Below are 21,586 nucleotides of genomic sequence, written 5' to 3'. Positions count from 1 at the left end.
TTGAAGTTACTTAAAGTCCGTTTACTATCAAAATATTAGATTTCAATTTTAGCGATGGAATAATTTTTGCGTATTTTTATTTAAAAAATAAGTTATGAAATGTCTTAAAATAGGTGCTTTGTTATTTTTGATTGTAGCATGCGCACCCATTCGTGTGAACTACGACTATGATAAAACTACAGCTTTTTCTTCTTATAAAACCTACAACTATTACGCCGATATGGATACTGGTTTAAGCGAGTTGGACACAAAACGCTTACTCGATGCCATAGATTCGACCATGACGAGTAAAGGGTTGACTTTGGTTGAAAATCCTGATTTTTTTATTGATATTTCAAGTTCTGAATTTCAGCAACAACAACGTAATACTGTTGGCGTAGGAGTTGGCGGTGGCGGTGGTAACGTTGGTGGCGGTATTTCTATTGGTATTCCCGTTGGTCAAGCTCAAGTAAACAGGCAAATTACGATCGATTTTGTAGACGAAAACAAAAAGCAACTTTTTTGGCAGGCGGTTACTGAAACTAAAATAGCTCCAAATGCTACACCCGAAAAAAGAGAAGCACTTTTTAACGCCGTTGCCCAAAAAGTTTTAGCAAGTTATCCTCCCGAAATATAATTTATAAAGTTTCGTTAAGTATTCCGTATTGTTTTTTATGCTAATTTATGTTATGTATTTTTATACTAACAACAAAAAACAAACAACTTTGAATTCTATAAAAAATAAAACAGCCTTAATTACGGGCGGAACAAAAGGTATAGGTTTCGCTACCGCGTTAACCTTATTAAACGAAGGTGTAAACGTCGCTATAACGAGCAGGAGTGAAGCTTCGGCAGTTAAAGCAGCAAACGCTTTAAATGCTAATAAAAAAACTGATGCCAAAGCAATTGGTATTGAAGCAGATGTAAAAGATTATGAAAGTCAGCAACAAGCCGTAGCGCAAACATTATCGCATTTTAAACAATTAGATATTGTGATTGCCAATGCCGGTGTAGGGCATTTTGCAAGTATTGAAGAAATAACTACAGAGCAATGGCGCGACACCATTGAAACCAACTTAACAGGTGTGTTTTATAGTATAAAATCTAGCGTTGAAGCATTAAAGCAGTCTGAAGGTTATTTTATTTCTATTTCCAGTTTAGCAGGAACTAACTTTTTTGCAAACGGATCTGCCTACAATGCTAGTAAGTTTGGTGTAACAGGCTTTACACAAGCGGTTATGCTCGATTTACGTCAGCACAATATTAAAGTGAGTACGATTATGCCAGGATCGGTATCTACACATTTTAATAATCATACACCAAGTGACGCCGATGCTTGGAAAATTCAAGGAGAAGACATTGGTGAAATCGTGGTTGGTTTATTAAAAATGAACCCAAGAACCTTACCAAGTAAGGTTGAAGTTCGCCCAACAATGCCACCTAAGAAGTAGTGTCAGCTAAAGTGCAGTTGAAACAAATCTCAATTATAATTAGGTTTTGATTGCGCTTTGGCGGATAAAATTAGCTGTTTTTTTTTAGTTTAAAGTGAAATAAAGTTGAGCTGTCATTCACAAGGAGATACAACTGATGAGTCTCAAATTGTCACAATGTAAATAGGAGTGATGAGATCGTGAAATAAGTTCAGGAAGACATAAACGTGTTTATTATTAAGGAAAAGTTGCTTCGTTCGTGTCATCACTGCTTTACAATCTTTTTACTACCAACAAATGCATTATCGGTGTAAAAATTAGCTAAATAAATACCAGATTGCAATGGGCTTATATCGATGCTTTTGGTTTCAAGATTAGCAACCGAAGTACTATTTATTATTTTACCATCAATAGTGGCGATTTCAATTTTTAAAGTTGAATTATTTCTGTTTTTAAAAGTAAAATTGATCGTGTTTTCAGTTGGATTAGGATACATTTCTATGTTGAAACTATTCTCCTTAGTAGTCATATCTTCAATACCTAAGGACGAATAATTAATTTTCCAAGTAACGGTTGATGCATGAATTGTATTATGATTATCAATTTTTAACATCGGAGAATTATCAAATACAACGGCTGTTAAGGTGTTTTCGCCTTCATTAAAATCTGAAGCTTCCAAAGCTAATTCATCTACATTATTGGCTACATTATTTGAATTTAGTGTCCAAGTACTTTCAAGAGTATTAGGTACTGGTTTAATTAAGTTCAGGCCAAAGTTTACAGGAAAGGTGTTAGGTTCTAAAGTATTAGAAACAGGGTTGTAACTGTCTATAGGAGCGACTAAATCGTGTATTTTTTCAATCATTCCTTCTTTGCAAACGGCACAAAAATCATATCCCAAATAACGCATTTTACATGTTTGGTGTGGTCTATTCCAGTTTGCTGCGTTTCCTGAACTTGCGTAAGGATAAATACCAATATTATTTGTTCCAATCCAGTTTTTCCATTTTACTAAACTGGGGTTGGTTTCTTGTGTCATGTTAATAGCTTCGGCAGCTAATGCGTCTCCAGGATAATATTCATCTTTTAAATCGAACATAGAATGTCCTAATTCATGGATTGCAATTTCGTTAGCACTGGTACCTGTTGAGGTAAACGGAAAAGTACCTCCGCTACCGCCATAAACATCAGAGTTAACTAAAACAATGCTTTGGTCGTATTCTGGGAAATTATTAGCTAAAACGGTACTAATGGTTGCGTAGTCCGAGCTATAAAGCAAACGGTGTGTGCCAAAACTATCGTAACTAGTATTAAAATAGGTGTCGGCAGTGGTAATTGGGCTAGCGGGTTCGGAAACGTCGCTGGCGGTTCCTGGGTGATCTGATCCACTTTCGTTCGATGGAACTTTAATAATATAAACATTAAAATAGTTGGTGTATTCTTTAAATGGCGATTGTGTAAACATATCGGTCATGAAACTTGTGGCATCGGTTTTAAATTTATCGAATTCACTACTTTGGTAACCTTCGCTTAAAATAACTAGATTAATTCTTTTGTTTGTCTCTCCCGAAAGTTTTAAGGTTTCTACCTCAAAATTTTGACTGTTACTAATTAATGATACTAAAATTAGAGTTGAAGCTAGTAAAATACGTTTCATAGTTGTTGGTTTAAATTAGTAACTAATAGTGTTTTTTTAGTTTTGAAATCGCTAATAGAAATGTATTTTGTTTCAGGTTTTAATTGAAGGCGTAATGACAATTGAGCACTGTCTAAGTCAACTTTTTTTAGTTGAAGCTTTCTGTCTTCATCTGCATATTCAATAAGTTTGCTTAACGGGTTTTTTACTAAAATACGATGCAAAATATTTGAATGTTTATCAAGTTGACTACAAATTAAATCGCCAGATTTTCCTTCACTTAAATCTTGTTCAGACTTTTTCTTTACAGAACCATTAGTAACGATTGTATTAATGAATCGTATTTTTTTAGAAATGTCATCGGTTTTTTTTACGGAATAATTTAAAAACACCAATTTAGCAGGTGCGCTAACCGTTTCGGTTTTGGGTTTAATGCTTTGCTTTTTTACACCACAAGACACAACAATTAATGCGATAAAATATGAACTTATAGCGAAACTGGTTGGTTTTAAAAAACAATTCAAAATCAATGATTTAAGGCGGAATACACTGCAAATTTAATCAATTTAGTTAACATTTATTCTAACACCTTCACTATGGCTACTAAATTCTGGTGCGTACATACTTTGTATCGTGGTGATGCCGTTGCTCATATTACCGGCGTTATTTACGCGTAAATCGTACTCGAAAACATAAACGCCTTTTGGTAAATAATCGAAAAAGAAATTGGTGCTTGCATCTTTCGTGCTTTCGTAATAGCCTAAACCATCTTGCCATTTATATTGCGAAATTACATTTATAGGTTCTAAACCAGAAGCGCGCATGTCTTTCATATGAATAAATTCCATAGCACGATCGCTGCGTAACTCAATGCGAATACGAACCAAGTCGCCTACTTCTAACGTTGTATTTGGTGTTATTTCGGTGATTTCTTCGCCATAACTCGTATTTGTTTTCTTGAAAAGTTTCTTTTTAAGACTTAACGGTGTTTCTGCCGATGTTACTTTGTCTAAATCTTCAAAATATTGCCAATATAATCCGCCCCAAGCAATACCATTTCCTTTTTTGGTCAATGTAACGTTAGCCATTTCAGGTGTGATTTCCGAAGGATTCCAAGCGGTTTTAAAATAACCAGTTCCAGCTTCAACTTTTACATTTTCTAGCTTTTTAGCTTCTATTTTTTTATTACCAACCAGAACATCAACGGCATCGTTTACACTCAACCAATCACTGCCTTGAAGTAGCAATGCATAAACGGCTTCGGTAGTTGCTTTTGTGGTTTTCCAACGATTAGTTTGTTTGTTTTTAAGCAGCCAGATTTTTAGGTTGTCGATGGTTTCGAGATGCTTCTTTTCAGCTTCGACTGTGCTCAGCTTGACATAAAGTGACTCGCCTGCTTCAGAAAAAGCTTCAATCATAAGAGCTTGTGTTTCAATTGGCGCTTGATACCAAAACCAAGAGTTGGTGTTTGATTTCCAGTACATGCCTAATTCGTCATTGGAAATGCTCGTTTCTTTTAAAGATTTTAAAATTTTTGAAGCGGTGTTTTTGTCACCATTTCTGAATGAAATTAAGGTCATTAAGCCTTTAGCATATAAACTTCGGTTTAACCAATACTTTTGAATTTGCGTTTGGTAATATGCCATGATTTTTTCAACCTCTTTTGATGTTTCAATCTCAGGAAAGAAGCTTCTCATGTACAAATATTGAAGTTGCGTATAGCTTAAATGATCTTTACTTAAATCTACTTTAGAATTGTATTTTCTGATGTCTTTGTATTCCTGTACGAATTCTGAATCGAGGTATTTAATGGCATTTTCAATCATTTGCGACGCTTCGATTCCACTGACATTAAGTTTTTTAAGATGCCCAAACCCAGAAATAATGTGTTGGGTGATATAACGATTTTCTCGACCACCTTTAAACCAAGCCCAAGCTCCAGAATTCAACTGGTTGGATTTTAATTTATTTATTGCCGATTTCAATTCGTTGGTCATTTTATTCATGTCGAATAGCAAGGCAATTCGTTTTTTCTGCTCGGTTTCGTTTTGCGCATCGCGAAGCCAAGGTGTTTCTTGAATTAAAATAGATTTTAGTTCTTCATTTTTTTCAAGATTACTGATGAGTGCATTGGCATTAGCCCATTGGTTAAACACGTCTTGAATGCGCGGGTTTGAATTTGCTATATGACTAGCCAAAGCATTGGCATAATAACGACTAAAGGTTTGTTCGTTACACTCATAAGGATATTCCATAAGGTAAGGCAGTGCTTGTACTGCATACCATGCAGGATTTGAGGTGATTTCTAAAGTTAATTTGTGATGCTTTAGTGTTGCTGATGTATTGGTTTTTAACTTATCTAAAGTAAAGGTTCTGGTTTCGTTGCTTTTAATCCACATAGGAAGCGTTTCGGTAATTAACATGCGGTTGCTCAACACAGGCAATGCATTTTGCTCGCCATCACTAAACGTTTCGGATTTTGCAATTATTTTATATTGTACGGCATCAACATCGTCAGGAATGGTTAAATTCCACGATACTTGGGTGTTTGCTTTAGGGTTAACTGAAAAGGTTTTCTCATCACTCAACCTGATAAGGTCTTTAGTAATGTCTTCGCCTGTAATAGCGTCGGTGAGCACTAAATGCGCCTTTCCAGATAATTGTTTGTCGGTTAGGTTTGCGATTTTGGTGCTAATGGTAATGCTGTCGCCATGTCTTAAAAAACGAGGCGTGTTTGGTATCACCATCAATTCTTTTTGGGTAACAGCGGTTAATGTTTTTGTGGCACTTTCTAAGGTTTTGGTGTGCGCTAATAGTTGCAATTTCCATTGCGTTAACGCTTCTGGTGTAGTAAAACTAAAGCTAATATTACCAGCTTCATCGGTTTGTAACTGCGGAAAGAAAAATGCCGTTTCTTGCAGGTTTTTACGAATTTGAATGTTGTCGAAGGTTTCTGGTTTTTCTTTGTTTGGTTTTTTTTGAGTTTCTTCAATAACTGTTTCGTTAGATTTAAAGTTATCCGCTTCGGCTTCAGCTGGAGCCATCGCCACTGCCGCTCCAGTGATAGATTCCCTTTTTTGTAAGCCATAACCAACAACTACAACTTCGTCTAGGCTAGCACTATCTTCTGATAAAGTAACATTAATTTTATTATAATTTTTTACGTTAATTTCTCTGGTGTTATACCCTAAAAAACTAAAAATTAATGTTTGTTTTTTTGATGCTTCAATACTATAGTTTCCATCAAAATCTGTTGACACACCATTACTAGTGCCTTTTATAATAACATTAACACCTGGGATAGGGGATCCATTTTCGTCTTGAACAGTTCCTGAAATAAATCCATCTTTTAATTTAGAATCGTAAGAAGTCTCCAATTTCAGTCTTAAGTTTTTAACATAATTATCATAGCGCCATTTGTTAAAGTTTAGTCTAAACCCAAACCAATTCAATTTATCATAATATTGTTGCGGATAGCTTTTTTGGGGATTGAAATGATACACTTGAAAATTAGTGTTATTAAAACTGTTATAAGCTCTTGTGTTACATCTCGAATAATAAGTAGGAGAATAGTTAGGGTTAAAGTACCAATCGTGCGGCTGAAATTGATCTAGCGACGCATCGTACATGCTAGCTAATATTTCAGCGCTTACTTTTTCGCCTTGTAGTCCTTTTATTTTGAAGCTCCAAGTTTCGTTGGTTCCAGGTTGTAATTTATCGCGAAAGGTTGTGGTTTCAATGTTTAAATCGGTTTTAGGATATGGTACCGAAATAGTTGTTGAACCAGATTTATAACTGTTGAAAGCTGCAAAACTGTAGTGCACCACAAAACCACCAACATCGTTGCTTTCAACTGGAATTGAAATGCGTTTTTTGTTGTTATTAAGCTGAATGATTTCCGTTTTTACAATCTTTTTATCTTTTTCAATACGAACAGTAACCGAAAGATTTTCGGCAGCTGTAGCCAAAGTAATCACAGCGGTTTCGCCAACTTTGTAATTTGGTTTATTTGAAGTTATACTGAATAATTGATTATCGGCAAGCGAAGCATCATTTTCGCTGTACAAGGTAGTTCTTACTTCATCTTTAACGTGTTGTCCGAATTTATCTTTTGTTTCTAAAGTAACGATATATAAGCCCGATTTCCATTTTTTTAATTTGCCTAAAGCGATATTTTTAGATTTATCGGTATCGAAATTTTTACTAAAAACTAAATCACCTTTTTCCCAAGCATCTGGATTTTGTTCGTTGTTATAAGCCTCATGCGGAAACAGGTTTTTATAAGCTTCTTTCGAGAATTCTTGATAATCGGGAGCTTTCCAAGGACGTTGCCTCAAGACCGTTTTAGGAGCCGTTAATTTGTGAATTTTTATAATGCCATTAGCGGGAACAAACTCGCCGTTTAGGTTTTTGGTTTCAATTGAAATGCGATGATTTTTTTTGCTTTTATCAAGTAAAGCATCAATAGTTATATTTGCGGTTAGCGCATGATAACCTACATTTACAATGGTGGTTGCACTGCGTGTTTCACCATTTAAATCGGTAACATCGGCAGTGATTTCGTAATTAAAAATGGGTAAATTGTTTTTATCTACACTTTGGTCAGGAAGCGCTTTAAAGGTAATCTCAAATTCTCCTTTTTCGTTTGTAATTGTTTCACCATGCGTAATTTCTTGAGGTTCACTGTTATAATAAGGTCTGTGCCAAAAAAACCAACGCGGATATTGTACCTTTCGGTGTACGCGATAAACCACTTTTGCATTGGTAATATTGCTACCAGCATAGGCAAGTGCGTTACCTATTACAGTTACCGAATCGTTAATTTTATAAGTGTCCGTAACAGGTTTAAATTCGGTTTTAAACTTAGGACGTTTGTATTCTTCAACAGAAAAATACTGATTGGTGAAAAGGTTTTTGTTTTTGCCATTAAACTTAATGTGATATTCTCCGTTTAAGCCAGTGTTAGGTAATATAAATTCACCTGAAACAGAACCAAAATCATTAGTCCTAAATTCTAACTCTGCAATTTTTTCATCATTTACATTATAAAGTTCGGCGTAAACGGGTTCGTTGTTAACTACTTCAGATTTATTGTTTTTAGATTTTAAAGCAATGGCCTTAAAAAATACGGTTTGTCCTGGGCGGTAAATGCTTCTATCAGTAAAAACAAAAGCTTTGTGTTGCGTTTTTTCGCGAGGTTCTTGGTAGCTGGAGTTTATATAGTATTTACCAAAATAAGCGGTTTCGTTACTATTGGTTATTTTTAAAGCAACATTTTGATACCAGTCGTTAGTTTTTTCAATGCGTATTTCGCCGTTAGCGTTGGTTGTATAATTATCGGTATTAATGGCTTGCGAATTTCTTTCTGTATAACGCAAAGCAACACTCGTATTTTTTATAGGAGCGCCGTTATTTCTATTAATAATTTGAAATATTTTTTGCGTGTTTGTTTCGGTTTCAACTACAGCCAAATTGGTAATTTGCACTGTTGCAAAAGCGAAAGTTTCAGGATTGTTTTTTACTTCGGCATACATTAAATAATCGCCACCAACTAGTTTTGGTATTAAAATTTCGGTACTGTGTTGTTGGTAATCGTTTTCGTTTTTTAAAACACTTTCCCAAGATTTATTAGCGTTTAATTTTTTTATAAAATCTAGTTTATCTTCTTTACGGTATGTTTTTTCAAATGTTTCAAGTTCTTTTCTTTTTAATTTAAAAAGTTTAAAATTTAAAGCATCGATATTTTTATAATCAACTAAAATCTTAGCATGCTTTTGAATTGGTAAATAACTTTCGGAAGTAATTCTTAAGGATTGCGATTCAATGGTTTGTTTTAAAGCAATACATTTTTCGGTACCGTGACTTTCAGGGAATTTCGCGATAACTTGGTCGCAAATACCAATGGCATCTTTGGCTTTCCATCTAAAATCTTCGGAGGTTTTAGCTTCGTATTTTTGGCTTTGTTGAAAGTAAAGATTAGCAATTTCAAAAGCGTATAGTCCAGAAGCTTCGTGGAGTTTGTGTTGGTTTTTTCCCGCTTCAAGTGCGTTTAAAAAAAGCGTTTCTTTATTGCTGAAAGTGGCCTGTTGATTTATAAATTTTAAGCGTTGAATGTCAACATCTGCTACAGCATAAGGCGTATTATCTTTTAAATGAAACTGAATTAAATCTTGATAAATTTTTAAAGCGTTTAATTGAAGCGAAGTCGAATCTTTTGAAGTTATTTTTATTTCAGAAAAGGTTTTTGCATCTGCTAAAAAATCAGGATTATCAATTTCAAATTTAAATGCTGGTTTGGTAATGTGTGTTTCGTTGGTTTTGTAAAAATCGAGTGCTTCGTGGCTTAAGAAATCGAATAGCGTAGGACGATACTTTTTTGAATCTTTTTGAAGGTTTAAAATGGCATCAAAATCGCTTAGTTTCTCCTGCTGAAGCATTAATCCGCTTGCTAATGAATTTTGATAATGAAGATGAATCTCATTAAAAAGTGTTTGTAAATCCCAAGTTCTAAAGTCGGATGTATCAACTTTTTCGCTGGTTTTAGTGCGGTTGTAAAATTTCCATCGGTTTTGTTTAAAGTATTGCCAATACAGATTGGCAAGAAGACTTTTTAATACATTTTTTGTTGGAAATTTGCTTTCAGCAATTTCAGTTTTAAAGTCGTTAATTATTTTAAGTTGTGCATCTTCTTCTAAAATAAGAGCAAACTTACTTTTAAAAAGCATGGTTTTTATGAGTTGAGGTGTATTGCTAGTTTTTTTTGCTTTTTTAGCAATAGTTTCAACTACTTTTAAAGCCGATTTTGGTAAACCATCAGCTTCAAGTTGTTCAACTTTTTCCCATAAATCGGTATAATGTTCATGTTGCGCCGATGCAACATTTGCAAAAAGTATAATCATTAAAAAAGTAAGTGTCTGTTTCATGTGGTTTAATTTGTCTTAAAATTAAAATCAAAAGCCATTCCAAAAAACCATAAATTAGTAAATGCTTTCGTTGGGTGAGTGAATATATCGATTTTTCGAGTCAACTAAGCTTCAAAATTATTTAAATTATAGTTAATTTCGTACCATATTTACTTTCTTAAGTGATGTATTTTGCTTAGATATTGAAAGTATTTCTACAGTTTTTCGACCCAAACCTTATGAAAAATTTGCTGCTTTTATTGCTTTGTCCGTTAACAATGTTTTCGCAGTTAAATATAGAAAGCATTGATGCATTTTTCAATAAAAAGCAGTACAACAAAGCGGAAATCATTTTAAAAAATCACCTAAAACAAGACCGAGAAAATCAGGAGGCTTTGGAGTTTTTAGGTGATGCTTATGCCTACCAAGAGCAATGGGAAAATGCCAAAACTATTTACGAAAAATTAGTGCGATTAAACAGTACAAATGCTAATTATCATTATAAATATGGTGGCAGTTTAGGTATGATAGCCTTGCAAAACAAGTTTAAGGCAATAGCTTATGTAGGCGATATAAAAGAAGCGTTTTTAACGGCAGCTAAACTCGATGAAAATCACATTAATACGCGTTGGGCTTTGGTGGAATTGTACATGCAATTGCCCGCAATTTTTGGAGGAAGTTCTAGTAAAGCCTTGGCGTATGCTAACGAGTTAGAAGCGCTTTCGAAGGTTGATGGTTATTTGGCAAAGGGTTATGTTTATGAATACGACGATAAACCCGAACTTGCCGAAACATTTTATAAAAAAGCGATAACAGAAGGCGGATCGTTAGTTTGTTTTGAGAAACTCACCACGTTTTATGAAAAATCAAACAAGCCAGAAAAAGCCATTAAAAACCTTGAGAAAGCACACCAAAAACACCCGCGTAACGCCTTGCATTATCAAATAGGTAAAGTATCGGCTCAATACAACATAGCGTTGCAAAAAGGTGAACATTGCTTAAAGGTTTATCTTAAAAATTATTCAGCCGAAGATGGCGTACCAAAAGCCTGGGCTAATTACCGTTTGGCGCAAATTCACTATCATAAACAAAATAAAGAGCAAGCCTTAAAATACATAGAATTAGCAATTGCAGAATTGCCTAAAATAGATGTTTTTAAAATTCATAAACAAAATATCTTAAAGTTGTAAATATGGCCGTTCCCTTGCAGGTCGGGCTTTTCGCTAAATCTTTTTTTTCATACTTCAAAATAAGGATACCGCTGCAATCCCTAACGCACTAACCCAATGGCAAGTTTTTATTAACTTAAATTCAATTTATTTCCTTTCTCTTTTCTAAAAAAATATAAAAACATATCTAAAGAAGTGCAGTCTAAACCCAATTTAAATAAGGGAATTTGGAGACCTTTCGACAGTGCTATTATTTTGGTGTTTTCAAGTTGTACACGTGTAATTTTTATTAAATTTCTAAAAACAGATGGTTTTAAAAAATAAAAGTATAAACTTTGAGATTTAAGCTTATAAACTGATATTTGCTTTATGAATGTACATTTTATAGCCATTGGTGGTGCTGCTATGCACAATTTAGCCATTGCATTGCACAATAAAGGTTACCAAGTTACGGGTAGCGACGATGTTATTTTCGATCCTTCAAAAACGCGTTTACAAGCTAAAGGCTTGTTACCTGAAACGTTTGGCTGGTATCCAGAAAAGATCACAGCAAATATAGATGCCGTGGTTTTAGGGATGCATGCTAAAGCCGATAATCCTGAATTACTAAAAGCACAAAAATTAGGACTTAAAATTTACAGTTACCCCGAGTTTTTATACGAGCAATCTAAAAACAAAACGCGTGTAGTTATTGGTGGGAGTCACGGAAAAACCACCATTACTTCTATGATTTTACACGTTATGCATTATCACGATCGCGACGTCGATTTTATGGTTGGTGCGCAATTAGAAGGTTTCGATGTGATGGTAAAACTCACCGAAGAAAATGATTTTATAGTACTTGAAGGCGACGAATATTTAAGTTCGCCAATAGATCGCCGACCAAAATTTCATTTGTATAAACCTAATATTGCGTTGTTAAGTGGTATTGCTTGGGATCATATAAACGTGTTTCCAACCTACGAGAATTATGTAGAACAGTTTAAAATATTTGTCGATTCAATTGTTTTAGGGGGAAGTATAAACTACAACGAAGAAGATGCCGAAGTAAAACGTGTGGTAGAAGCTAGTGCAAACCCAATACGCAAAATAGCTTATCAAACCCCAGAATATACCGTTGAGGATGGCGAAACTTTACTAGAAACACCTGAAGGCCCAATGCCAATTGAAGTTTTTGGTAAACACAACCTTAATAATTTAGCGGGTGCGAAATGGATTTGTCAGCACATGGGAATTGATGAAGACGATTTTTACGAAGCCATTGCAACCTTTAAAGGTGCGAGTAAGCGTTTAGAAAAAATAGCCGAAAGTAGCACGAGCGTTGCGTATAAAGATTTTGCACATTCACCGAGTAAAGTTGCGGCGACAACAAAAGCGGTAAAAGAGCAATATGCTAACCGAACTTTGGTAGCGTGCTTAGAACTGCATACTTATAGCAGTTTAAATGCTGAGTTTTTAAAAGAATACAAAGGCGCACTTGATACGGCCGATGTAGCTGTGGTGTTTTACAGTCCGCATGCCGTTGAAATTAAAAAGCTTGATGCCGTTAGTGAACAGCAAATTGCTGATGCTTTTAAACGCGACGATTTAATTATTTATACCAATCCAGACGATTTTAAAAATTATTTATTCTATCAGAATTTTGATAATAAATCATTGCTTTTAATGAGTTCTGGTAATTATGGCGGACTTGACTTTGATGCAGTTACAAAATTGATTGATTGATTGATTGATTTTGTCATCCTGAACTTGATTCAGGATCTTATCGAATTGAAGTTTTGCTTTTATAGATTCCGCATTTCGTACGGAATTCCAGAAAGATTGGGTTTTGATAAAGTTAACAGGGTGATAGGGTAGTTTCGTTTAACGTTCTCGGCTATGAGTAGTTGCGTGGTTTAGCACTTAACTTTGCAAGTACACACCAAACTGAAAATCCGCGAGGATTTTCAGAAGTAGGTGAGAATGAGCAATTACTTATAGCCATGGTTGTAGTGCGTTATTGTTTTATTTTATTCTTTAATTCAACTATAAATGTGTGATTATTATCAAAATAATTTTTTGCCATCTCTAATGCTTGATTATATTTTTCGGTTGATAGATTTATGTCTTTTTTATTCTCTTTAATTATGTCTCCTTCTAATTTCAGCAGATATGCATCATATATTGTTACTTCTGTATGGAAACAATTTGTTTTCGTTAATTGGGCTTTCTTTAAGAAATCTAAAGCTTGGTCATATTTTTTCTGTTTTAATTTTAATTCAATAATATTTGAATAACATATAAGCTGATTTACATTGTTTTGTTTGCCATAAAAATCATCTAGTTTTTTTATTGCAATTGTATATAGTGAATCAGCTTTTTTATACTTTTTACGATAAAATTGATTTGTTGCTAAACCATTGTATGCAATTCCTATTTTAGAAGATTTACTGATTCCAAAATTTTTATGGCATTCAATTGTTACTTTAAAAATTGAGTCAGATAGTTTTTTATTAAATCCAGTGTTGATATTCCCTAAATCGTTATGAAAAGTAGTAGTGCTTGGATAATTGGTTTCATACTCGGATAAAAAATTGATAATTTTTAAGTTAAGGCTATTTCTATCATAGCTAATATCCAGCTCGTCATTTATTTGAGCTATTTTCAATTCGATTGAATTTTTTTGGACTTCTTCAAAGTTTTTAGGATTATTAAGAGCTTTTACATAATACTTTTTTGATTCAATATAATTTCCTTTTATAAAATTATAATAAGCGAAAAGTTCATCTATAAATGCTTGATTATAGCTTTTATTCTCAATTTGAGAAATTAAATCTTGGGTAGTTTTTATTTGCTTTTCAAAGTTCTTGTAATTTGAGTTTTCAAGTTCTAATTTTAGTAATAACAGATTTGAAAAAAATAAACTGGTCGGTTTGTTTTCTTGCTCAAAACATTTACAAGTTTTTTTAGCAACATCTAAAGCTTCTTTAATATTTTCTTTTTGTAGAATTCTAGTTTTGTAGAATAAATATCGGCAGTCGTTATTTGAAGTGATTTTCCCATATTTGTTTAAATATGTTTTTGCAGTTTCGGTGCTATCTGTAATCAAATAATTTTTAATCAATCGAACATAGGTGCTCTTAAATGAATTTATATTGTTAATACTGTCTTGATTTAAAATAATTAAAGATGCTTTATTTAAGTCTATAGCATCACTATAATATGAACGTGTGTAATAATTGTTAGACGCGTTTTCTAATATGTAGTGATAGTCGATGTCAAAAGTGTCTTTTACTTTTAGATAATTATCAACCAAATAATCAAGTTCAGAATCATAATTGTCATAATCTGAAAGTTTATTATATGTTAATAATAGATTATAACGATTCCAATATATATCACTTTCTGTAGATTTTACATATTTCGGTTTATGTTCTTTATGTGTTAAAACACTATCTGCTTTTATATAATTATTTAAGGCATTTTTAAAATCATTTTTATTATAAAAATCATCTCCATAGTCTATATAAGCATCTGATAAAAATTCATATGTTCCTGAAAAGTCTTGATAGTAGAGAGTATCATAATTTCTCCATTTCTTACCATATACAATTGCCTCTTTAGCTTTGTTAATAGCTTGGTCATATGCTTTTAAATTCATAAATTTTTTATACTCGTCTATTTTTTCAAACATTAATAAATTATTCGATAAACTAGAATCTGGCTTAAGCATACTTAATAAGAAATCCCTGTAGGTTTTAAAATGAACACTAGAAAAAGTAAAAAATGAAGTAATAACCGCTATAGTTATAGATCTAAAAAAAATATATTTAAGTTCTTTATTAAAATTATTTTTATTCTTAATCCATATTCCAATTAATAAAATTGAAAATATGATATTTATGGAAACTAAAATCTTTCTAAATATAGATACTGGAAGCCATAATGTAAAGGTGAAAACACCTAGAGCAGAGCCTATAATTATTCCTGCTAATATTTTCAGTTTGGCATTGTCATTTTGATAATTTAAAAAATAAAAGCCACCAAATATGTAGCAAATACTTAAAATAGAGGTAATAATTAAAAGAGGTGTAGTAAAATGATGTCCGAATATTAAAACTCCAATAAATAGAAGTAGAATAATAATAATTAGAATTTTCTCGCTTTTTTTCATTCAGTTTTTAGGTCTCTTTAATGCACTACAACTTTAATGATATAACGTCATTTAAATGACTTATATCACACGTTACCCGCCTGTCGTCGGGCAGGAACTAAGTTAGTCGAAATTATTTACAAAGTCAACAGGAAACCATTACTCTTCAAGCGTATTCAAAATCTGTGCAAAATTAGCTTTGGTGTTTAAAACCTTGTTTATCACATCGATGTTTTTAAGTTCGGTTTCAATAAGTTTAGCTTCGCGATAATTAATTAAGAAGAGTGAGCCTTCACCTAATTGAAACTTTTTTTCTTCAGCGATAACTAGCTTTTTGTAGTCATCAACTAAGTTTTCTACAATGCTACTTTGGGTTTCGTAGGAGTTAATTTCTTGCTGTACCGCATTTATTTTGTTTAGCAAACTTACTCGGGTTGCCGATAAATCGAAGTTAACATCTTGTAATTTTATTTTGGCTAGTTTTAAATCGCCACGTTCTTTTCGTAAAAATAATGGCACGCTAACATTTATTCCTGCTTTATAATTGGCGGTATTAAGGGAGTTTATTTGCTCGTAATCGCTGGTTAAAAAATTATATTGTACATCAATTTTTGGTAGTAAATTACTTGTTTTTAAGCGGCGCTCTAGCACGAGTTGTTTTTGTTTAAGCTCTAGCGCTTTAATTTTTGGGTGATTTTCTAAAATACTATCCGTTACCTGTAAAACACTACTGTTTAAAACCGTATCGACTACCAAAGGCGAGTTAACATCAGGTTTTAAACTGTAATCGAGTTCTACGGGAATGTTATTTTCTAGCCATAAATAATTGGATAGTTCCAATTGCGATTTTAGGTATTTAATACGCGATTTTTCAACATCAAGCGCACGGTTTTTATAATTTATGCTTGCCTCAAGTGTGTCTACCGCAGGTTTGTCTCCAGCTTCAAAACTAGTGATTACGTTTTGCAAACGTTCGTCTGCATTAACTAAATAATCATTGTAAACTTGAAATTCTTGATACGATTTTAACCAATTAAAATACGTTGAAATGGCATTGTAAAGCACTTCGTTTACTGTTGAGCGCTGTTTGTTTATAGCGATGTTTTTGTAAAGTTTAGCTTGTTTTAAAGTCGTCATGCGCTCGTTGGCTAAAAAACCTTTGGCTAACGACATAGACACGCCAACGCTATATAAACCATCTTCAGGAACGGTAGATTCTCGACTTAAATAATATCCTTCATTATCTTCGTAATTAGCTTTTAATTCAATGCCGTACCAAGTAGGAATTTTAAAAGCAGCGTTGAGTTTGTTGTAATATTCGGTGCCTTTAAATTCTTTATTATTAAAATCGACTTGAATTTTGGGGTCAAAAGTACCACGGGCTTTTAGTAATTTGGCTTCACCTTCGCTAGCAATAAGTCGTGCTTGTTTTGCAATAGGATGAAACTGCTTTACAATACCCAAATATTCTTCGAGGGTAAAAATACTATCGTTAGTTATTTGTCCTTCCGCAGAAAAATTCAAAGTAAAAAGACAAATAAAACTTAGTGTTTTAAGAGCGTTAATATGTTTTATGTTTATAATCATTCGCAATAAATACAGCTTTATTTATTTTTTTTTAGCATCACTAGCTTTTGAAGCTTCATTGCCGTTAGGCGTGTAAAAATTAGGAGGGAAACTGTTAATTTGTCGCCATATTTCGAACCAAATAGGTACATCTTCAAGTAGGGCAATGGTTTGTGCTCCAGAACCAACACGTAATGCTTCTGGCCAAGGCTCGTAGTCCGGGTCGCGAGTAATTAAAACACGATACATACCATTGGCATTTGCAAAGTTTTCAATGGCAACGATTACAGCGCCATAGGTTCCGTAACTCACATTGGGCCATCCGCTAAATACAATGGCTGGCCATCCATCAAACTGAACTTGTACGTGCTCGCCTAAATGTAACAATGGTAAATCGATTGGTTTTACAAACATTTCAACAGCTAGGTCGTAGTTTGCAGGCATAATGCCAACCAAAGGTTCACCTTCTTTAAAGGTTTCGCCAATGCCAGATTTTATGGCTTTGTTAATGTAACCGTCCTGCGGCGCAACAATATACTGTAAGCTGTTACGTTTGGTGTAGTTTGCAAGACTGTTTTCTAATTTAGATACTTGAGCCTCGGTATCTAAGGCGCTCGATTCGGCCGAGTATAAATCACTTTGCGCTTTAGCTATTTTGTCGTTGTAAGAGGTTATTATAGTTGAAACACTAAGTTCTGCATTAATCACCTCATTTTTTGAAGCCAGTAATTTGTTTTCTTGCGAAATTAATTTTGCGGTGGCTTCTTGAAGTTTGTTTCGATATTCTTCAACATCTTTAACTGCTTTTAAGCCTTCTTCCTGAAGGGAAACAGTACGCTCAAATTGCGTTTTTGCAATATTAGATTTTGTTTTGGCGGCTTCTAAATCAATGCTATCAGACTGTACTTTAAGTTTCGATTGCATTAATTTGTTTTTAGCTTGCTCTAATTTTAGCTTTTGCTCTTGTTGAAGCGCATTATATTGATTTTTTAAAGCATCAACCTTACCACGATACGCATTAACTGAAGCCGATTTAGCTTTAATTTGGTCGCTCGTTCTGGTGGTTAATTGGTCGTCGAAATATTCGCTTTTAATTTCAGAAATTTTTAAAATGGTATCGCCTGCTTTTACATAATCTCCTTCTTGTACAAACCAAGCATCTATTCTACCAGGAATTGGCGATTGCAGTGTTTGTGGGCGCTGATTAGGTTTTAAAGTGGTTACAATACCTTTACTGGTAATGTTCTGTGTCCATGGTAAAAGCAAAATAATAATCACTAAAATAGCACTGGTAATAAGTACACGCCTAAATAATTTGTGCTGATTGTTGTGTAATGTGGCTTTACCTGCTTTGTAATTGTTTAAATCGAGAAAATTTGAAACTTTATTTTTAGATATATTAAGCATAATATTTACGATTTAATGATTTTACCGTCTTCTAAAGTTATGTGCTTATTACACATGCGTTTCCAGACATTTAAATTACTAACAACAATAACACTCCATGGGTTTTTAGGATCGCAAATAAAACTGAATATTTTTTCAGATTCTTCTATGTTAAACTGCTTTAAAGGCTCTTCTAAAATAAGCACTTTAGGCTTTTTAAGTATGGCACGGGCAAGCAGTAGTTTTGCCGAAATAAAATAAGGAATTTGCTTTCCTTCGGGTTTTAAAAGTGTGTTTAAGCCTTTTGGTTGTTGTTTAATAAAGTTTCCTAAACCTACTTTTTCAAGCATTTCAAAAATTTCTTCGTCTTTAATTTCGGGGTTTGCAAAGGTTAAGTTTTCTCGAATAGTACCTTCAAAAGGTGTTTCTTCAGAATTTACCATACCTAAATGAGAACGATATTTGTTGATGTGTAAGCTTTCAATAGATAAATTATTGATGTAAATATGACCATCGGTAGGCATTAAAACTCCAGAAATAAGTTGAAGCAAAGTAGATTTACCCGAACCACTTTCACCTTGAATAAGGACGCGATCTGATGGTTCGATGGTAAACGAAATATCTTCCAGAATTGGCTTTTTACGATTGGCAACGCGGTAATCGGCGTTGTTTAATTCAATGGTGATAGGTTTGATTTCTGAAACTTCTTCACCAGATTGGTTTTCTATAGATTTGTCTACAACTTGTCCCAGTTTTTCAATCGCTGTAAGAACATCGTAAAACGATTCTAAGCCTAAAATAAGCTTTTCAACCGACGCTATAATTAATATGATGATAATTTCGGCAGCGACAAACTGACCAATATTCATTTGCTGATGCAATACCAAATAACCACCAACAAGTAATAAGCCTGCTGTAACCACTACCTTAAAACCAATCATTTGTTTAAATTGAAGTAATAGGATTTTAAAGTGTTTTTCACGACCATTTACATAATCATAAACTAAATCGTCGGTTTTATTTAAAGCCAAATTGGTTTTTCCTGAAAGTTTAAAGCTGATGACCGTACGGGCAATTTCTTCTAGCCAGTGCGCCACTTTATACTTGTATTTCGATTCTTCTAAACTCGTGTCTAATCCTTTTTGGGCCGTATATTTAAATACAATAAAAATGAGACCAATGAGTAGTAAACCAAAAAAGATGAAAAACGGATGATAAAACGCCAATAATATTAAGGCGAAAATAATTTGAATAAACGCCGAAGGAATATCAATTAAAATTTTAGATAAACCTTTTTGAATGCTTAAGGTATCAAAAAAACGGTTGGCTAACTCTGGTAAATAGTAGTTGCGCATTTCGTTCATTTTAATTTTTGGAAAACGATAGGCAAGTTCAAACGACGCACGTGTAAAAATACGTTGTTGTATACTTTCAATAATTCGTATTTGAATAAGCTTTAAAATACCAGTAAAAGCAACACCAGTGGTTACTAAAACTACTAAAACAATCCACGAAGTCGATACTTGTCCGCCTTGTAAAAGGGTAATAATAGCTTGAATTCCTAACGGAAGTGTTAAGGCTAGAATACCTTCAAAAATAGCAAAATTTGCAACTTTAAAAATATCTTTTTTCTCTAATTGTACAAGACCTAAAAAACGTTTCCAGGGCGATAAGGCGTTTTTACTTTTCATACTTTAACGTGTTAAAGATTAAGTTCGTGTAAAACTTAGTTACAGATGTCTTCTCGTCGCAGTTGGTAATATTTTTAAAATGATTTTTAAAGAAGTGCTGTTGTAAAGCGCCTTCTATAATGGTGTTGGCTAAACTCAATGGGTATTTGTATGTGGTGTTAAACTCTAAAATTATTGAAGCAAAACGTTTAACAACGCGTTTGTAGGGCATAAAAAAACCTTCTTCGTTTTCGGTATCTACATCACAGGTTAAGTAAACCTTTGCGTTTTCGTTAATTACAATTTTGTTTAAAATAACTTCGTTAATATGTTCGAAATTGCTGTCTTCTTTGGTGGTACGTGTTAAAACAGCAACGCTTTTTTTAAGTTTTTTTTCTGGATTTTTTAGGGCGTAAGTTTCAAGCATGAGTTGGTACTCAATCCAAACCCAATACCAAGATGTTAAATACATCAGTAAATGGTGTTTGCTCTCAAAATACCTGTAAATAGAACTTTCGTTTGAGTTTATGGCTTCACCCAATTTTTTAAAAGTGAATTGTTCAAAACCTAATTGGTCTATTAATAAAATGCTGTGCTTTACTATACGTTTTCCTAAACTTGAGGTTTCAGGGTCTTTAATAAAAATACCCGAGGGCACCTCAATTTTAAAACTTTCTAATAATTCTACCATAGAATATAAATGTATACCTCACAAATTTAATAGTAATACTTTTAAAATTGTGAACGTTTATATTAAAAAATGTTAAATTAATTAGCCTAAAACTTTAATGTTTAGTTAAAATAACTTCTAAAAACAGATGGCGATTGTTTTGTTTTGGTTTTGAAAAATTTGCTAAACGACTGCGAATGCTCGAAACCAAGGCTAAATGCAATTTCGCTAATGCTTAACGATGTCGTGCTAAGTTGTTCTTTTGCTTTTTCAATAAGCTTTTCGTGAATATGTTGCTGTGTGCTTAAACCGGTTAACGATTTTAACAGGTTACTTAGGTAAGAAGGCGATAAATGCAGAGCATCAGCAATAAATTGTACCGACGGTAAGCCTGAATGTTGTCCGTTTTCGTTTTTAAAATACGTATCTAGAACTTGATTTAACTGATTTAGTACATCATGGTTGTTTTTTTTACGTGTAATAAATTGCCTGTTGTAAAAGCGTTGTGCGTAGTTGAGTAAAAGTTCTACTTGAGAAATTATAATGCTTTGGCTGTAAGCATCAATATTGCTATGATATTCCTGTTTTATACCTTTTAAAATATTAGCAATTACAGCTTCCTCTTTTTCCGATAAAAATAGAGCTTCAGTAATATCGTAATTAAAAAATTGATAGTCTTTTATCGTTTTGGCAAGCGGGGTTTGCCATAAAAAATCGGGATGGATAAGTAAAATCCATCCCGATGGTGTTTTGTTTGAGTCGTTTTGGACGTACTCAATATTTAAAATTTGATTTGGTGCGAAAAACGACATTAAGCCATCATCAAAATCGTAAGCTTGTTGCCCATAGCGATATTTTCCAGGAACATCTTTTTTTAAAGCAATAGAGTAGTAGGTTTGTAACCAAGACACATTGTTAAATTCGGGTTTGTGTATTACGGCTCGATAATCTACCAGGCTAATTAAAGGATGCTCGGGTTTGGATAAGCCACGGATGCTGTGAAATTCGCTTATAGAATTGATTTTATGAATCGTGTTTTTCGTCAT

Annotated in this window: 13 protein-coding genes; 4 read left to right on the top strand and 9 right to left on the bottom strand. The window is 33.4% G+C overall.

From position 1 onward, the window contains the following. The first annotated feature begins 94 nt into the window (after nt 1-94). Nucleotides 95-616, top strand: a complete 522-nt coding sequence (locus tag PK35_RS13945; protein ID WP_044627187.1) for a DUF4136 domain-containing protein — start codon at nt 95-97, stop codon at nt 614-616. Between the two features lie 88 nt (nt 617-704). Beyond that, nucleotides 705-1,430, top strand: coding sequence for an SDR family oxidoreductase (locus PK35_RS13940; RefSeq protein WP_238320923.1), 726 nt, complete (start codon nt 705-707; stop codon nt 1,428-1,430). Nucleotides 1,431-1,674: 244 nt separating this feature from the next. Here PK35_RS13940 and PK35_RS13935 read toward each other — a convergent pair whose 3' ends face one another. From PK35_RS13935 to PK35_RS13925, 3 genes are read right to left on the bottom strand one after another with little or no spacing between them, the layout of a single operon-like run. Then, on the bottom strand, nt 1,675-3,066 hold the full coding sequence (locus tag PK35_RS13935; RefSeq protein WP_044627186.1) for a T9SS type A sorting domain-containing protein: 1,392 nt from the start codon (nt 3,064-3,066) through the stop codon (nt 1,675-1,677). Then, on the bottom strand, nt 3,063-3,569 hold the full coding sequence (locus PK35_RS13930) for a hypothetical protein (protein WP_044627185.1): 507 nt from the start codon (nt 3,567-3,569) through the stop codon (nt 3,063-3,065). The genes PK35_RS13935 and PK35_RS13930 overlap by 4 nt, the downstream gene beginning before the upstream one ends. 42 nt (nt 3,570-3,611) lie before the next feature. Beyond that, nucleotides 3,612-9,968: an alpha-2-macroglobulin family protein gene (locus PK35_RS13925; protein ID WP_044627184.1), complete on the bottom strand. Its 6,357-nt coding sequence runs from the start codon at nt 9,966-9,968 to the stop codon at nt 3,612-3,614. 218 nt (nt 9,969-10,186) lie between these two features. Here PK35_RS13925 and PK35_RS13920 point away from each other — a divergent pair, with 218 nt between their 5' ends. Then, on the top strand, nt 10,187-11,137 hold the full coding sequence (locus PK35_RS13920; RefSeq protein WP_044627183.1) for a tetratricopeptide repeat protein: 951 nt from the start codon (nt 10,187-10,189) through the stop codon (nt 11,135-11,137). A 348-nt stretch (nt 11,138-11,485) separates the two neighbouring features. Further along, a complete protein-coding gene (locus tag PK35_RS13910; RefSeq protein WP_044627181.1) occupies nt 11,486-12,841 on the top strand; it encodes a UDP-N-acetylmuramate--L-alanine ligase in 1,356 nt (451 codons plus the stop codon). 271 nt (nt 12,842-13,112) lie between these two features. Here PK35_RS13910 and PK35_RS13905 read toward each other — a convergent pair whose 3' ends face one another. From PK35_RS13905 to PK35_RS13880, 6 genes are all read right to left on the bottom strand, one after another. Beyond that, entirely contained in the window at nt 13,113-15,269 is a 2,157-nt protein-coding gene (locus PK35_RS13905) for a sulfite exporter TauE/SafE family protein (protein ID WP_044627180.1), read from the bottom strand. A gap of 138 nt (nt 15,270-15,407) precedes the next feature. After that, nucleotides 15,408-16,835 (bottom strand): TolC family protein, encoded by a 1,428-nt coding sequence (locus PK35_RS13900; protein ID WP_082048589.1) that lies wholly within the window; start codon nt 16,833-16,835, stop codon nt 15,408-15,410. Between the two features lie 21 nt (nt 16,836-16,856). Further along, on the bottom strand, nt 16,857-18,221 hold the full coding sequence (locus tag PK35_RS13895) for an HlyD family secretion protein (RefSeq protein WP_044627179.1): 1,365 nt from the start codon (nt 18,219-18,221) through the stop codon (nt 16,857-16,859). 5 nt (nt 18,222-18,226) lie between these two features. Beyond that, nucleotides 18,227-19,891, bottom strand: a complete 1,665-nt coding sequence (locus tag PK35_RS13890) for a peptidase domain-containing ABC transporter (RefSeq protein ID WP_044627178.1) — start codon at nt 19,889-19,891, stop codon at nt 18,227-18,229. Beyond that, a complete protein-coding gene (locus PK35_RS13885) occupies nt 19,881-20,561 on the bottom strand; it encodes a TetR/AcrR family transcriptional regulator (RefSeq protein WP_044627177.1) in 681 nt (226 codons plus the stop codon). The genes PK35_RS13890 and PK35_RS13885 overlap by 11 nt, the downstream gene beginning before the upstream one ends. A gap of 101 nt (nt 20,562-20,662) precedes the next feature. Next, complete coding sequence (locus PK35_RS13880; RefSeq protein WP_044627176.1) at nt 20,663-21,586, bottom strand: helix-turn-helix domain-containing protein; 924 nt, start codon at nt 21,584-21,586, stop codon at nt 20,663-20,665.

Source organism: Neotamlana nanhaiensis, assembly GCF_000943555.1.
Lineage (GTDB): Bacteria > Bacteroidota > Bacteroidia > Flavobacteriales > Flavobacteriaceae > Neotamlana > Neotamlana nanhaiensis.
This window is presented reverse-complemented; position numbering and strand designations above follow the sequence as displayed.